The 14,769-nt window shown below is 56.6% G+C and carries 17 protein-coding genes; 3 read left to right on the forward strand and 14 right to left on the reverse strand.

The genetic code is table 11. The annotated features are described in order from the left end of the window. Window positions 1-45: 45 nt before the first annotated feature. Window positions 46-213, reverse strand: a complete 168-nt coding sequence (locus WC359_11450; GenBank protein ID MFA5401050.1) for a hypothetical protein — start codon at window positions 211-213, stop codon at window positions 46-48. 119 nt (window positions 214-332) lie between these two features. Then, on the reverse strand, window positions 333-542 hold the full coding sequence (locus tag WC359_11455; GenBank protein MFA5401051.1) for a hypothetical protein: 210 nt from the start codon (window positions 540-542) through the stop codon (window positions 333-335). 74 nt (window positions 543-616) lie between these two features. Between WC359_11455 and WC359_11460 the strand changes: the two genes are divergently transcribed. Further along, a complete protein-coding gene (locus WC359_11460) occupies window positions 617-1,480 on the forward strand; it encodes an FHA domain-containing protein (GenBank protein ID MFA5401052.1) in 864 nt (287 codons plus the stop codon). Window positions 1,481-1,545: 65 nt separating this feature from the next. On the opposite strand, the gene WC359_11465 is transcribed toward WC359_11460, so the two are convergent. Continuing rightward, entirely contained in the window at window positions 1,546-3,174 is a 1,629-nt protein-coding gene (locus WC359_11465) for a trypsin-like peptidase domain-containing protein (GenBank protein ID MFA5401053.1), read from the reverse strand. 31 nt (window positions 3,175-3,205) lie between these two features. After that, window positions 3,206-3,922, reverse strand: a complete 717-nt coding sequence (locus tag WC359_11470; protein ID MFA5401054.1) for an enoyl-CoA hydratase/isomerase family protein — start codon at window positions 3,920-3,922, stop codon at window positions 3,206-3,208. 146 nt (window positions 3,923-4,068) lie between these two features. On the opposite strand from WC359_11470, the gene WC359_11475 reads away from it, so the two are divergent. Continuing rightward, complete coding sequence (locus WC359_11475) at window positions 4,069-4,989, forward strand: 3-hydroxyacyl-CoA dehydrogenase family protein (protein MFA5401055.1); 921 nt, start codon at window positions 4,069-4,071, stop codon at window positions 4,987-4,989. Here the strand turns inward: WC359_11475 and WC359_11480 are convergent. From WC359_11480 to WC359_11490, 3 genes are read right to left on the reverse strand one after another with little or no spacing between them, the layout of a single operon-like run. Next, the gene (locus WC359_11480; protein ID MFA5401056.1) at window positions 4,984-5,754 is read right to left on the reverse strand and encodes an MBL fold metallo-hydrolase; all 771 of its coding nucleotides are present in this window, start codon (window positions 5,752-5,754) and stop codon (window positions 4,984-4,986) included. The two genes, WC359_11475 and WC359_11480, sit on opposite strands and share 6 nt — an antisense overlap. A 17-nt stretch (window positions 5,755-5,771) precedes the next feature. Beyond that, the gene (locus tag WC359_11485) at window positions 5,772-6,419 is read right to left on the reverse strand and encodes a hemolysin III family protein (GenBank protein MFA5401057.1); all 648 of its coding nucleotides are present in this window, start codon (window positions 6,417-6,419) and stop codon (window positions 5,772-5,774) included. Between the two features lie 11 nt (window positions 6,420-6,430). Further along, window positions 6,431-6,940, reverse strand: a complete 510-nt coding sequence (locus WC359_11490) for an isoprenylcysteine carboxylmethyltransferase family protein (GenBank protein ID MFA5401058.1) — start codon at window positions 6,938-6,940, stop codon at window positions 6,431-6,433. A 75-nt stretch (window positions 6,941-7,015) separates the two neighbouring features. Here WC359_11490 and WC359_11495 point away from each other — a divergent pair, with 75 nt between their 5' ends. Beyond that, window positions 7,016-7,813: a site-specific DNA-methyltransferase gene (locus WC359_11495; protein ID MFA5401059.1), complete on the forward strand. Its 798-nt coding sequence runs from the start codon at window positions 7,016-7,018 to the stop codon at window positions 7,811-7,813. Here the strand turns inward: WC359_11495 and WC359_11500 are convergent. The 7 genes from WC359_11500 to WC359_11530 all read right to left on the reverse strand — a co-directional run bounded on the left by WC359_11500 (window position 7,808) and on the right by WC359_11530 (window position 14,695). After that, window positions 7,808-8,482 (reverse strand): glycerophosphodiester phosphodiesterase, encoded by a 675-nt coding sequence (locus WC359_11500; GenBank protein ID MFA5401060.1) that lies wholly within the window; start codon window positions 8,480-8,482, stop codon window positions 7,808-7,810. The genes WC359_11495 and WC359_11500 overlap by 6 nt on opposite strands. A 1-nt stretch (window position 8,483) precedes the next feature. Beyond that, window positions 8,484-8,888 (reverse strand): RidA family protein, encoded by a 405-nt coding sequence (locus WC359_11505; GenBank protein MFA5401061.1) that lies wholly within the window; start codon window positions 8,886-8,888, stop codon window positions 8,484-8,486. A gap of 35 nt (window positions 8,889-8,923) precedes the next feature. After that, window positions 8,924-9,277, reverse strand: a complete 354-nt coding sequence (locus WC359_11510) for a hypothetical protein (protein ID MFA5401062.1) — start codon at window positions 9,275-9,277, stop codon at window positions 8,924-8,926. A 35-nt stretch (window positions 9,278-9,312) separates the two neighbouring features. Continuing rightward, window positions 9,313-10,845 carry a bifunctional phosphoribosylaminoimidazolecarboxamide formyltransferase/IMP cyclohydrolase gene (gene purH / locus WC359_11515; protein MFA5401063.1) on the reverse strand — a complete coding sequence of 511 codons (1,533 nt, stop codon included), beginning with the start codon at window positions 10,843-10,845 and terminating at the stop codon, window positions 9,313-9,315. Between the two features lie 10 nt (window positions 10,846-10,855). After that, window positions 10,856-11,881, reverse strand: coding sequence for a phosphoribosylformylglycinamidine cyclo-ligase (gene purM / locus WC359_11520; GenBank protein ID MFA5401064.1), 1,026 nt, complete (start codon window positions 11,879-11,881; stop codon window positions 10,856-10,858). Further along, entirely contained in the window at window positions 11,865-13,286 is a 1,422-nt protein-coding gene (gene purF / locus WC359_11525) for an amidophosphoribosyltransferase (GenBank protein ID MFA5401065.1), read from the reverse strand. Before purF ends, purM begins: the two co-directional genes overlap by 17 nt. A 74-nt stretch (window positions 13,287-13,360) precedes the next feature. Continuing rightward, on the reverse strand, window positions 13,361-14,695 hold the full coding sequence (locus WC359_11530; protein ID MFA5401066.1) for a CARDB domain-containing protein: 1,335 nt from the start codon (window positions 14,693-14,695) through the stop codon (window positions 13,361-13,363). Window positions 14,696-14,769: the final 74 nt, after the last annotated feature.

The raw sequence follows: 14,769 nt of genomic DNA on the forward strand, positions 1-14,769 counted from the left end.
CATAGTAATCAAAGAGGAGGTTAAAATGATTGCTAAAAAAATTGTTCAGTTACTGGCGGCAGCGCTTCTTGTCTGCTCTGTCTTAATGCTGCCGCTGGCACCTGCCTCTGCGGACGACGCACCGGCATCGTCGGAAACGTCCATAGCCACAGAGACAACTACCCCGACTGTTGTGGAGGAGGCCACGGTCACATCTGATCCTGAGCCGCCCATTCTGGTCGCCCAGGCTGAACTACCTGCGGGTGATGCGCTGCCGCCACCCCCTCTGCCACCTTCATCGCCAATTACAGTCCAGGTCCATCCAGCGATATCGGTGCCGGGACCGGACTCTTTTATACCTCCACCACCACCACCGTTGCCTCCTCCTCCACCTCCACCGTTGCCTCCTCCACCACCTCCACCATTGCCACCTCCGCCATTGCCACCTCCGCCTCCGCCATTGCCACCTCCGCCATTGCCACCTCCGCCTCCGCCATTGCCGCCTCCGCCTTGGCCTCCGCCTCCACCTCCGCCGCCACCGCCACCCAGGCCGCCCTATCCATATCCGTGTTACCCCTACAATTCCTGTTACTATAACTACAGGCCTTTTATCTCCACTTACCATCCCGTAGTGGTGGTGCCGTCCATACCTTCTCCGGTCTATGCGCCTGTGATCAGCTCGTTCACGGCCAATCCCAGCTATATCCAGCCGGGGCAATCATCCACGTTGTCGTGGACGGTCAACAACACGGCTAATGTCAGCATATCGCCTTCGGTCGGCTCGGTGCCCAATACGGGAGTTTACGTTGTAACTCCCGCATACACGACCACTTATACACTTACCGCGTCGAACAGCGCAGGCTCGGTGGTGGCCAGCACCACGGTAACGGTGGCGCCCTATGTCGGCAGCACCTATTACACCAGCAGCACCTATAGCGGCACAACCGAAGCCACCTCCACCGCCACCAACCCGGTCAGCACCACCGGCAGCAGTAACGGGACGCTGTCCTGGTGGCTGCCCTATATCCTGCTCGTTGCGCTGCTGGCCGCAGCCGCCATAATCATAGTCATCCTTCTGCTGAGGAAACCCGCTGCGCAGGCCGTTCATTACAGCGGCGCGCGCTCAGGCACGATGCCGGCTGTCACTTCACCCGTAGCCACTCTGCCGGCAACAGGCTCTCCCAAGACCTCGCCGGTAACCGTCGGTCCGCCGGCCAAGTTCGTTGCCTCCAACGGAAGCGAGCTTTCGCTGGCAGGTGACGGCGCGCCGCTGGGACGCAGGGACTTCCAGCATATGGTTTCCCCGGATAAGGCAGACCTTATATCCAGGCAACATGTCACAGTCTCCTATGAAAACGGCCAGTATTACATCGAGGACCATGGCAGCACCAATGGCACCAGGCTGAACGGGTCCTCCATCAAAGGCACAGGCAGGCAGGCGATTAAAGATGGTGACACTATCGATCTTGCAGGCGCTCTCAGTTTCGTGTTCAGGTCTTAACCATTAAATCAAAGGCCGGCGTCCCGCAGGGGACGCCGGCCTCTCTCATTCCCTTTTATGAAAGTCTATCGCTCTTGTTCATAGAAATACTTCAGTGCAGCTTCCATATCCTTTCTATTACCGAATCCGCCGCTCTTATAATCCCTTATGACCGATCCCGTATCCAGAAAGAGAGCTGAGGGTATGGTCCTGAACTGGCATCCGCTGACCAGCTTCGCCGTCTGATCCATATAAACGGGCATGACCAGCCCGTATTTCTTTATCCATTCCTCGACATCCTTCTGCTTTTCGCCGCTTGCCACCATAAACATCAACAGGTCGCTGTCCTTCGGCCAGTCGCGATAGACGTCGTTAAGAAAAAGCGCCTGCTGCATGCAGGTCGGGCAGGTGGTCTTGGTGAAGATAATAAACACCTTCTTGCCCGCTATATCACTGTTGGTGAAGTCATCTCCCTGAAGGGTTTTAAAGGAGAAATCCAATATCCTGCAATTCAACTTGCAGCAAACGGGGGAGGTCGGCTGTGTTGTGAAAGGATTCAGCGTCTGTTGCGCAGACTCATCGAAATCAGTTTCGGACTTTATGGTCACGTTGTAGCGAGTCTGAGGATAGAGGCCGTTCAACCTGAATTTATGTTCGTACACAAAGCTGTTATCCATTTCGCTGTCGGATTCGGTCTCTTTATCCGCAGTGTAGTTAACCGCGCCCGTAGCCGGTTTGCTGGTAATCCATCTCACCGAAGCGGCCGTGCTGGTGATATCGTATACGTCAACATTCGAGATCTTGAACTCGCCCGCCTGGGCGCCGGCCGCCGTGGTCGTGAGCGTATATCCCTTTGAAGCCACAGTATTGCCGCAACAGTCGACGGAAAGCACCCGGAAATAATAGGTCGTTTTAGGCACCAATCCCTGCAGCACGGCTGCATGTGTATTCAGCATGGTCTCGTCCAGCGCTGTCTTGTTACCATAAGAGCCTTTTAATCCGAACTCAACCTGGCCGGTTGCCGGCCGGTTGGTCCGCCAGGAAATCACCGCGCGGTCGCTGAAGACCGAAGGAGAATCGACCGGAGCGACGGCAAGCGGGTCGGATTCAGCTTCCCCGGCCTGATCCAGCATTCTTTGTATCTCGTTGGATGTCAGCGCGAACCCTTCGCGACCCGGCCGGTCAGAATTCCATGAAACCATGCCAACCATCTCGCCCGCCTTGTTCAATACGGCGCTTCCCGCCAGCGATGGGTCCAGGGCTGCGTTGGTCTGTAAATAGGTAATCTGCTCGTCTTTGGGCAACGAAGTCACGCTGCCCTTTGACTCTATCGGAGCGGTATCGCCGGGTTTAAATCCCCACACCGTCACCTCATCCCATTGGCGCACAAGGTCAGAATCTCCCAGTAAAGCCGCCTTGATCTCAGGCGCCTCTATTTTGAGCAGGGCCAGGTCCCTCTCGCTGTCCCTGCAGACCAAACGGCCCTCGTAGCTCTGCCCGGGCTTGAGCTCAACCGATAGAGCAGTGGAGTTGCCCAGCGCGCCGCTGCCGGTAGCTATATAGCCGTCCTGATTAATGACTATGCCGTTGACGACCGCATTGTCGGCTTGCACCTTCACCAGTGAACCCACGATTGCGGGGCTGCCGCAGCCGCACAACATCGCTGATATGAAAACAACCGGCAGTATCAAGAGCCGGGCCGCTGTATTCCGCATATGCTTAATTTATATCACACAGAGTCAACCGCTATTTAATGGGAACGCCGCCCGTATCCAGTTTAGGTCTAACCACATTGTCCATGAGATTTCCGATGCGTGCGTTCATGACTTTTTTCATCTCGCCCACGATACCTCTGCCCTTATTCAGGCTTTTAGCGAAGGCCACCGCCTCTTTTACGGTCTCATCGGCCGAGGAGCAGGCTTTGCGCACAACGTTGATCTTCTCCAGCTCTACAGCGGTGTAACGCTTCCCGGTCAGCTGGGCTTCGCGCACTTTGGTTGAGGGCAAAGTCCTCTTGATCAAAGCATCCATATACGGCAGGAAGGGGATATTGAGATCGACTTCGGGGAAACACAGGAAGCCGCGGTCGGCGCGCATGTAAAGAAAATCGAAGGAGCAGGCCAGTATGGCGCCCCCGGCGAATGCGTGGCCGGTCAGCGCCGCCACCGTATTCATGGGATAGAAGGTAAATCGCCTGTAAACCCTGTCCTGCGTCTCAAAAAACTTCTCCACGTCGGGATCCTTGCGTCCGATAGCGGGCACCAGCCAGTCGAGGTCCATACCGTTGCACCAGATCTTTTCGTCGGCGGATTTCACGACAAGCGCGGTGACGGCGGTATTATTCTCGATATCGTCCAGCGCTTTGAGCAATTCGTTGCAGAAGCCCATGTTAAACCTGTTCTCACCGCTCTTCATGGTGAGCAACGCGACGTTTTCGTCAACGCTCCATTCGACTAAGGACATTGGGGATACCTCCGTAATTAAATTATTTGTCGACCGCCCGGTGGGAGGACGCCCTTTGAGGCGACGCTAAATATTATATAACGATGCGATGGGCCAGTACAGTATATTGCTAAATTTGATAAATTTGTGCACAATAAGCAGGCTTCATGTCTGAAGACAAAACACGCTCAGGGGGCTTTATTATGGACAACGTCATGGTCATCGGCGCAGGCTTTATGGGCGGTGGCATAGCCCAGGTGGCGGCGCAGTCCGGTTACAACGTATACCTGCAGGATATGAGTTCAGAGGCGATCACAAAGAGCCTGGCGCAGATAAAATGGTCGACCGAGAAGCTTGCCTCCAAGGGCAGGATCAGGGACAGCGCTCAAGTGGTGCAAAACAGGATCAATCCGGTCAATGACTTCTCCGCAGCCCCCCGCTGTAAATGGGTTATCGAAGCCGTCTTCGAGGACGAGAAAATAAAAAAGGACATGTTCAAGGAGCTGGACGCCGCCTGCCCGGTGGATACCATCCTGGCCTCCAACACATCCAGCATACCCATTACCCGCCTGGCTTCGCTGACCGTACATCCGGAGAGGGTGGTCGGACTGCACTTCTTCGGCCCGGTGCCGATGATGCGGCTGGTGGAGGTCATCAAGGGCGAGAAGACCTCGGATGAAGTGTTCAGGAAAAGCGTGGACTTTATAGCTTCCCTGGGGCAGTACCCGGTCAAGGTCATGAAAGATATACCCGGGTTCATCATGAACCGCGTGAGCGGCGTAGCATTCAGGGAGGCGCTGTCGCTGGTAGAGAACGGCATCGCAACGGTGGAAGACGTGGATAAAGGCATGCGTTACGGATTCAACTGGAATATCGGCCCCTTCGAGATCGCCGATAACGCAGGCATCGATACTTATGTAAGAGTGGGCAAATCCTTCGCCGCGCTGGGCGCTACGGATATCGCGGCGTCATCGCCGCTGATGGAGAAAATGCTCAAGGCCGGAAGGCTGGGCCGCAAGGTCGGCAAGGGTTTCTACGATTACTCGCCCGATGGGAAGATGACTCCCTTCGATGTAACCAAGCTATAGCTCGATCGTCAGTCCCTCGTATCCAACCTCGAGTTCCATCTCAAGCTGTTTGCCGGCCGCGGCTATCTCATCGCGCATCTCATCTTCGTACGCCACAGGCAAATGGCTGACGATCACCCGGGGCAGGTAGCCCCTGGCCTTGCGAAACTCTAAAAGTTCTTGCGCCAGCATCCCCGGCGTCATGTGGCGCAGCTTCTCCATGTCTTTCTGTGCGCGATTTAAATGCGTAACCTCGATAACAAGCAGGTCCGGCGCTATCCGCTCCCAGCACTCCTGCAGACCCGGCCCCGTATCGCCCGCGTAAAAGAGGCTTTTACCGCCGTCCGCTTTGATGAAGTATCCGACAGATGGGACGGAATGGCTGACGGGCAGTGGCAGCACTTCAAGGTGTTGCAGGTACAGGGGTTGAAAGAGCGCAACAGGCTTCAGCTTCATGCGCGGATTCTCCGCAGAGGGCCAGCTGGTGTAATCTCGATACAGCTTCCCATCCAGCAGGTAAGGGTAAACAACTTCGAGCGTGTCGCGCAGGCCATAGACATCAACCGTCGAAGAGGGCAGACTGTTGGCCCCCAGCATAATCAGGTCCTTGCAGTGATCAAAGTGATGGTGCGTGAGCAATACGGCCTTTATCTGCTGCTGCCTTTCCAGCGGCAGCGAAGCAGTCAGGCCGCCCGCATCCAGCGCGACGATACCGTCCACCAGCACACATGGCAGCCGGGCCTTATCGGTCTCAGTATTGTGGGCGCCCAGCATCTCGATTCTCATACTCCACCCTCGTCCCGTCATCCTGCTATGGCATAGTAAATAACCATATAGTGCAGCACCGCGCCCGCGATGACCAGCAGGTGGAATATCTCGTGGAACCCGAATACGCCGGGCAGCGGGTTGGGCTTCTTTATGGCGTAGAAAACCGCTCCAAGGGTGTAGGCAGCGCCGCCGGCCAACAGCAATATGAGCGATTGAAGCGGCATGGTCGACAGCAAAGGGCCCCATATAAGGGGTACTATTAGCATCCAGCCCATCACGACGTAGATCACCGTGGTGAGCCAGCGCGGGCCGTGGATATAAACCATCTTAAACACGAATCCGAGGATGACCAGCAGCCATTGCGCGCCGATGATGCCCCAGCGCCACCAGCCGTCCAGGTAGATATAGCTTATAGGCGTATACGTGCCCGCTATCATGAAGAAGATGGCTATGTGGTCCAGCCGCCGCCACGGATTTCTCTCGTCCTCGCCCGCCTTCTGCCCGTGGTAAACGGCGCTGCAGGTGAAGATGAAGACGGCGCACAGGCTGTAAATGCTGGAAAGAACGATTTTTGTCGCGGAGCCGGAGGAGTTGCAGAGCAGAACTATGTAGCCCGCCAGTGACGCCGCGGCGCCCAGCAGGTGGGAATAGAAATTCACCAGGTCGGACCTTTGAAATGCCATATTAATCCCTTTTATGGTCCGGTCCACGGCTGCAGCCTGGGTATCCAGCGGGGCACGTTCTTCTTATATATAAGGTATTCCCCGCCAAACCTCTTCTCCAGGCCCGGCTCCTCCGAACATATGAAATAAATATGGTTGACGATGAAAAACAGCAGGAACCAGATGAATATTCCTATCGAACCGAAGGCCACAGATTCACCCAGCAGCGTCATCAGCACGCCGCTGATCATGGGATTGCGCACGTGGCGATAGGGTCCGATGATCACCAGTTTTTTAGTGGGCGACCAGGGCGCCAGCGTGCCCTTTCCGATATTGACGAAAAGCCGTATGGTAATGGAAAGGTAATACAGCCCGGTACCCATCGATATTCCGCCCGCCAGCACGATCACCGCATCCCAGGGCAGACCCAATCCCCAGCCGATTTTAAAGCCGGTCGCCCACAGGATGGCGGCCGGTATGATAAACAACGCCGTCAAAGGTAAAATTAACGATTTTACCTGGTTGATCGTCGATTCCGTCACACTAAACCTCTCGCGTAATCGATTTTATCCAATAATAGCATTAAACCGGTATCTCCCGCATGATACAATGAATCTGTGAAGACCGGCATTATCCACTGCGGCGACTGCCTGGTGAAGCTGAGGGATATAACCTCGCACAGCATCGACCTGATCTATATCGACCCGCCCTTCAATTCCAACCGCAACTACAGGACCTCCCCCAAAACCACCGTCGACAGGCGCTTTGAAGACAGGTTCGATGGCGTAAACGCATACCTCGATTATATGAAACCACGAATTAAAGAGTTGCACCGCGTTTTAAAGCCGACGGGCAGTTTCTACTATCACTGCGACTGGCATGCGTCGCATTACGTCAAGGTGCTGCTGGACAGTCCCGATCTGTTCGGCTACAGCAATTTTCAGAACGAAATAGTATGGTGTTACAGGTCGGGAGGCGCCAGCCCGCGCAGGCGCTTCTCGCGTAAGCACGATATTATCCTCTTCTATTCGAAAACCGGCGATTACGTTTTCAACGGGCTGAAGGAGAAATCGTACAACCGCGGGCTCAAGCCATACAAATTCCAGGGCGTGGCTGAGTACCGGGATGAAGCCGGCTGGTATACGCAGGTCGGTATGAAAGATTACTGGGAGATAAACATGGTGGGCAGGACCAGCCGCGAGCGGCTGGACTATCCCACACAGAAGCCGCTGGCCCTGCTGGAAAGAATAGTCTCCGCCAGCAGCAATCAGGGGGATATCGTGCTGGATGCCTTTTGCGGCAGCGGCACAGCCCTGGCCGCCGCTCACAAGCTGGGCCGCCGATGGATCGGCATCGATGTCTCCCCGGCCGCCTGTGAGCTGGCCCGGGAGCGCCTGAAAAGTCGGGACTTATAGCTTCCGGATTTCCCTGATCACTGCATCGGGACGGTCGGTCATGATCACGTCAGGCCCGCAGCGCACAGCCCGTCTCATCGTATCCTCATCCCCGCCGTCCCAGACGAACACCAGATCTCCTCCGGCATGCGCTTTTTCAACCGTATCGCCCGTCATCATACCGGCAGCCAACTGAGTGAAACCGGCGGTCCCGGCTGAGGCAATCTTATGCCCGCTATCTGTGGGCTCGCTGATCACAGCGCGGGGCAACTCAGGCGCCAGCACTGCCAGTCTCTCGACCAGGGCGGCGTCAAAAGAGACCAGCACCGTCCACGCCTTATCGACATAGCCACGCAGTATGGTCAGGAATTTGTCCGGGGAGCGCACCTGTTTGAGCTCGATCAGCAGCACCAGGCCTTTGCCCAGTATATTCAGCGCTTCACTAAGCGTGGGTATGCGGAAGCCGCCCGCCACCCTGCACGCAGCCAGCTCGGCCAGCGAAAGGCTGCCGATACTGCGCCCGTCTATATCCGCATCATGATGGACGACGAATCCACCGTCCGCGGTCTCCTGCACGTCGAACTCAACCCCGTCCGCCCCGAGATCGAGGGCGGCTTTGAAAGCCTCAATGGTGTTCTCGGGGTAGTCCCTGTGGAAGCCGCGGTGGGCGATGACTACAGTCCTGTGCATGTTATCCGTCGAGCATGGCTACGGCATCCATCTCAACCAGGGCGTCCTTGCTCAGAAGGTCCTGGACCACTATGCCGGTGGAGGCGGGGAAGCTGGCGCCGAAGAACTCCCGCCGCACAGCCGCCGTCCCCTTGTACCCCTCTTTGGTTTTTATGTAGTCGCAGGTCCAGACCACGTCATCGAAGGTAGCGCCCGCCGCATCCAGTATGGTTTTCATCTTGAGGAAGATCGTCCTGTACTGCTGCACGATGTCTCCCCTGATTAACAGTTTGCCGGTCTGAAGGTCGATCTCCGTGGCATCGGTGCCAGAGATGTAGAGCATATTGCCCCTGCGCACGGCCGGCGCAAAGGTAAGGTGCTCGTAAATCTCCCAGCCTTTGGGAATAATAGCCTGCCTCTTACTCATATCTTCCTCCGACAACCAATCGGTTATGTTTATTTTTAACGTGCCGGCCCGGGTGAGTCGGTCAGCCGCTGGATGAGATCCGGCGTCTCCTTCTGTCCCATGCCGTAGCTTATCAGCTGCGCCAGCCGGTCGAGCATGGGCTTCGCCCCGTCCAGGTCGTCATTTTCCAGCAGGGGCAACGCTTTCTCCAGAAGCTGTGTCTCCTCGCTCAGCTGGCAGGCGAATCCGCCCAGGTTGCCGCAGCAGGGAGCAATGACCTCCGACCGCCAGAGGTGCGCCTGCTTGATATCCAGAAATTTGCGCAGTTCCTCGATACCCTCACGCCTGGTGGCAGTATTCCCGAGCTTGGCCCGGGCCTGGTTAAATGTATCGATATTTATCATCAGCATAGTTGCACCGCCTGCTGCTATTTTACCGCCTTTGCTCAATGCTTGAAATGCCTGACCCCTGTGAAAACCATAGCCATGCCGTGCTTGTCGGCCGCATCGATGGACTGCTGGTCCCTGATCGACCCGCCCACCTGTATTATGGCCGTCACCCCGCCCGCTGCGGCCAGCTCCACCGTATCAGGGAAGGGTATGAAGGCATCCGAGCCCAGCACAGCCCCCTTCGATTTCCCGCCTGCCCGCTCCAGGGCAATCTGGGCGCTGACCGACCGGTTGGGCTGGCCTGCTCCCATGCCCAGCAGAGTGCGGTCCCTGGCCAGAGTTATGCCGTTCGATTTAATATGCTTGACCACCTTCCAGGCAAAGAAGAGATCTTCCCATTCAGTTTCGCTCGGAGCACGTTTGGTTACGACCCTGGGCTTGAATTCTTCTTCCGTATAAAAATCCTTGAGCTGTGCGAGGAACCCTCCCGTGATAGGGCGAAACTCCACCGCCCTTCCGCCTGGAGCCGGCGGCTCAACCGGCATGGACAGCAGCCGCAAACTCTTCTTGCGTCCCAGCAATGCCAGCGCCTCGTCAGTATAGCCTCCCGTTATGATTGCATCGAAATGTGTCTTGTCCACCTCGGTGGCCAGGGCGATATCCATTACCCTGTTCACGGCCACGATGCCCCCAAAGGCCGCCACGGGGTCCCCGGCCAGCGCCCTGCCATAGGCTTCGACAAGGTCATTGTTGCTGCACAGGCCGCAGGGGTTGGTGTGCTTGATGACCGCCACGGCGGGCTCCATAAAATCGCTCACCACGTTCCATGCCGAGTCGATATCAAGGAAGTTGTTAAAGGAAAGCTCTGGCCCGGAGTGCCGTTTCACCTGGGTGATACCCCGGGGTTTATGCCCCGCCACCTTCTCGACGTACAGCGCCGCAGGCTGATGCGGATTTTCGCCGTAGCGAAGGTTATACATCTTGCTCAGGGCCAGCGTAAGGTCCCCGGGGAAGGCCTCTCCTTCCAGCAGGTACTGTGAGATAGCCGTGTCATAGAGCGCAACATGCTGAAACGCTTTCTGCGCCAGCTTGCGGCGGAAGGCTATGTCGACCTGTCCCGCCTTCAGTTTTTCTATCAGTTCATCATAGTCCGCCGGATCCACCACCACCAGAACGGCCGGGAAATTCTTGGCCGCAGCCCTGATCATGGTCGGGCCGCCGATATCGATATTCTCCAGCGCGTCTTCCAGCGTCACTTCCGCTTTGGAAACAGTCTCGACAAAGGGATACAGATTGACCACCACCAGGTCGATCAAGCCGATCTTATGATTGCCAAGCTCCTGCATATGCCGGTCCAGGTCGCGCCGCGCAAGTATCCCGCCGTGCACCGCTGGGTGCAGCGTTTTAACCCGACCGTCCAGTATCTCGGGAAATCTGGTTATGTCCGATATGCTGCATACTTTGAGGCCTGAATCAGTCAACGATTTCCTGGTGCCGCCGGTGCTGAATATCTCGACCTTGAGGCTCTCCAGCTTTTTGGCGAAATCGACCAGCCCTGACTTATTGGAAACGCTCAGGATTGCTCGCATGGCTACCCCCTTACCGTATTATCACTCTCTCGCTGCCATTGGCCTTGATAACCCTGCCGATTACGCTCGCGCCGGTCACGGTCTGCAATATCTTATCGGAACAGTCCTTGTCGCAGAGCACAACCATGCCCACGCCCATATTGAAGACGCGGAACATCTCTTCATCCTTGATATTGCCTCTCTTCTGGATGAGCTCATATATGGCCGGCGCCGTCCAGGATGACCTGTCCAGCTCCACCGAACAGCTTTGAGGCAGGATTCGCGGTATATTCCCCACAAGCCCTCCTCCGGTTATATGCGCGATGCCGTGGACCTCCCCCAGGTAGGGTTTGAGATCATTATAATAGCAGAGGTGAGGCGCCAGCAGCTCCTCTCCCAGGGTTCTGCCCAGCTCTGGATGTATCACCTTGAGAGCTAGCGAATCATGGTCGATGCCGAACACCTTGCGTACCAGCGAGTAACCGTTGGTATGCAGGCCGTTGGACGCAAGCCCGATCACAGTATCGCCTTCACTGATCTTCTCGCCGCTGATGACGCTGTCCCTCTCCACCACACCCACGATGAATCCCGCCAGGTCGTAGTCTGCCGATTTATACATGCCGGGCATCTCGGCTGTCTCGCCGCCTATCAGCGAGCAGCCGACCTCCCTGCAGGCCTGCGCCAGGCCGGACACTATGGCCGCCACCTTGTGCGGGTGCAGCTTGCCCAGGGCCACATAGTCCAGCATAAAGAGGGGGCCGGCGCCGCAGCAGAGTATGTCGTTAACGCAATGGTTGACCAGGTCCACGCCCACCGTATCATGTTTGTCCATGAGAACGGCTATCTTGAGCTTGGTGCCCACGCCGTCGGAGCTGGAGACAAGCACGGGGTCCCTGTATTTTTTCAGCTTGAAGAAAGCGCCGAAATGCCCGATATCGGTCAACACCTCGGGGCCGAACGTCGGCCGCACCAGTTCCTTGATCAGTTCCTTGGTCTTATCGGCAGCCGATATGTCCACGCCGGCCTGGGCGTAAGCGCCCTTAGGTTTCGATTTCACTGAGGCTCCTTGCCACGTCCAAAGGAAGAGTCTCCAGTTGTAACTTGTCCATCTCAAGCTGCACCGGCATTGGGTACTGGCCGGTAAAGCACGCTGTGCAGAATATCTCCTCGGGCATCCCTACTGCCTCGATCAGTCCGTCCATGCTGATATGGCCGAGCGTGTCTGCGCCGATGGCGTCTCTGACCTCGGGCACGGTTTTATGTGCGGCTATCAACTCCCAGCGCGTGGCCATATCGACGCCGAAAAAGCAGGGGTAGCGTATGGGTGGCGCACAGATCCTCATATGCACCTCCCTGGCCCCGGCTTTCTTGAGCATGTTGATAACACGAGGCGTGGTGGTGCCGCGCACGATGCTGTCATCCACCACGACCAGCCGCTTGCCGGATATCTCCTGGGTCAGCGGGTTGAACTTAAGCCTGACCCCCAGCTCGCGCAGGCGCTGGTCCGGCGCGATGAAGGTACGGGCTACGTAGCGGTTCTTGAGCAGGCCTTCATGGTAGGGGATGCCCGAAGCCCTGGCGTAACCTATTCCGGCAGCCGTGGCTGAATCGGGTACACCCATCACCATATCGGCATCCACCGGGTACTCCCTGGACAGTATTGCGCCCATCTGCTCACGGGCGGAGTAGATCAGTTTGCCGTTGAGCAGGCTGTCGGGCCGGGCAAAGTAGATAAATTCGAATATACACAGGGCTTTACGTTCGCTTTCAATACGTGTACTGCGCACGCCGTTACCGTCGATTGTAACGATCTCGCCGGGCTCTATCTCCCTGACGAACTGGGCGCCGATATTGTCGAAAGCGCACGTCTCGGATGCCAGCACCCACCCGCCGTCGATGGTCCCCAGCGACAGCGGCCTTACGCCCATAGGATCGCGCACACCGTAGAGCCTTTCACCTGCGAGGATAACCAGGGAGTAGGCTCCCTGCAGGCGCCGCATGGCATACTTGATTTTTGCCTCGATCTCTTTCTCGGGAGAGTTGAGCATCAGGTAGCCGATCACCTCCGAGTCGGTGGACGAGTTGAATTTGAAGCCCTGCTCCTCCAGGCCGGCCCGCAGGGCTGCGCTGTTGGTTATATTGCCGTTATGTCCCAGGGCTACCTGCAGGTCTGTGGTTCCGGCCAGGATAGGCTGTGCATTGCAGGCAACGCTGGAGCCTGTGGTGGAGTAGCGGTTATGGCCGATGGCGATATTGCCCTTGAGGCGCAGCAACTCTTCCTCGTTGAATGCGTGTGAAACAAGCCCCATATCCGTATGGATATAGATCTTTCCGCCCTCGACCGTAGCTATGCCCGCGCTTTCCTGCCCGCGATGCTGAAGGGCAAACAGCGCAAAGAAAGAGATACGGGCTACATCTACTCCGGGGGCGTAAATACCGAAAATGCCGCAGCTTTCGTGCAAATCATGCATCGGCTTGCACGTGAATTATACGGTTTTACCGCAGCACGGTCAATGCGCCGCACGGATTGACACAGCTAAGAAGAGGGCGGACAGCCCCAGTACTCGGAACGCGAGTTGTTGGTCTCGTCCGATTCGCTGATCGTCCCGCCCGTATCGGCTGTCACCTTCATAGTGTCATGGGACCCTAATACGCATATATGGTGATAAGCCGGGAAAGTGAACGTGGCCTGGCCTCCGGCTACTATGCCGCCGGAGATGGTGACGGTATCTTTGTATACCCCGTTTCTGTATAGCTTTACGTCAAATCCCCCCGAATTCAGGGCACCTTCGTTCTTGACCGTGAATTTGACCTTGCCCGCATCGTAGGATATATTCGTTATCTTCAGGTCGGGCTTCATTACCATCAGCGGCGGCACCACAGGGCCCAATACCAGGCAGCTGAACGTTGTGGTCATGCTGTTGTTGGCCTCGTTGGATTCGCTGGCAAGGCCGGTTGAATCGGCGGTAACCACTATGCTGTCCGATACTCCGCTGCATGTATATGAATAGCTGCTGAAATATTGTGTGCTGGCAGCGCCGGCAGCCAGCGACGGGACGGAATCGGTGGATTTTACAGCGCCGTCGATCGTCAGTTTGGTAACGGTGGCGGGCGCTGAGGCTGTGCCCTGGTTCTTGATACGATAATAAATATGGTCACTCGATTTCCAGATATCTTCGATTATCAGGTCAGGTTTGGGCGTTGCCGCGGCGGCAACGGTCACTTTAGCCGTGGCCTGGCTGTAATAGGCCGTATTGGCGGCAGTCAGTGTATATGTCGTATCGGTAGCGGGCGAAACGACACGCGTGCCGGTCAGCCCCACACTGCCCACGCCATTATCTATTGTGACTGCGATGGCATTGGTCACACTCCAGCTCAGGGTTGAGCCGGCGCCGGCCGTGATTCCCGCCGGATCTGCGTTGAAAGCATTGATCACAGGCGGTGTTGTAGCGGTGCCTCCATCTTCGGGCGGAGGGGCACCGTCGCCCGTGGACTCGGTTGTAACATTAACCGTCCCCTGTGTCTCCAGTGACCAGTTGCCCGCGTCATTCTGCACCGAGAAAAGAATTATATGATTGCCCGGTGAAAGGGTGCTGGTAGTAAAAGTCGGCCGCGAGCTCAGATCGCCGTCGATGCTGGAGCGCCAGCGGTAAGCCGTAATACTGCCGGATGGCGCGGTGCCATGTCCGGTAAAGCTGACCTCCTGCCCCCAGGCAAGGCTGCTGGGCGAGATGAGGTCTATGTAAGCCGATGGGTTGCTCCTGTCAGTGGTGGCGCCTCCGGACGTATCACCTCCGGGCTGGACGATTGTGATACAGGCTGAACTGAGAGCGATGATACACACCAGTGCAAGGCATACAAGTTTCGGCATCTTCCTGCCTCCTTCGAATTTAGTGTTCCCCGTCCCAATATTGTATTAACAATATATTAATAATTTACCACAAT

The sequence above is a fragment of the Dehalococcoidia bacterium genome (assembly GCA_041653995.1).
Taxonomy (GTDB): Bacteria; Chloroflexota; Dehalococcoidia; order GIF9; family UBA5629; genus CAIMUM01.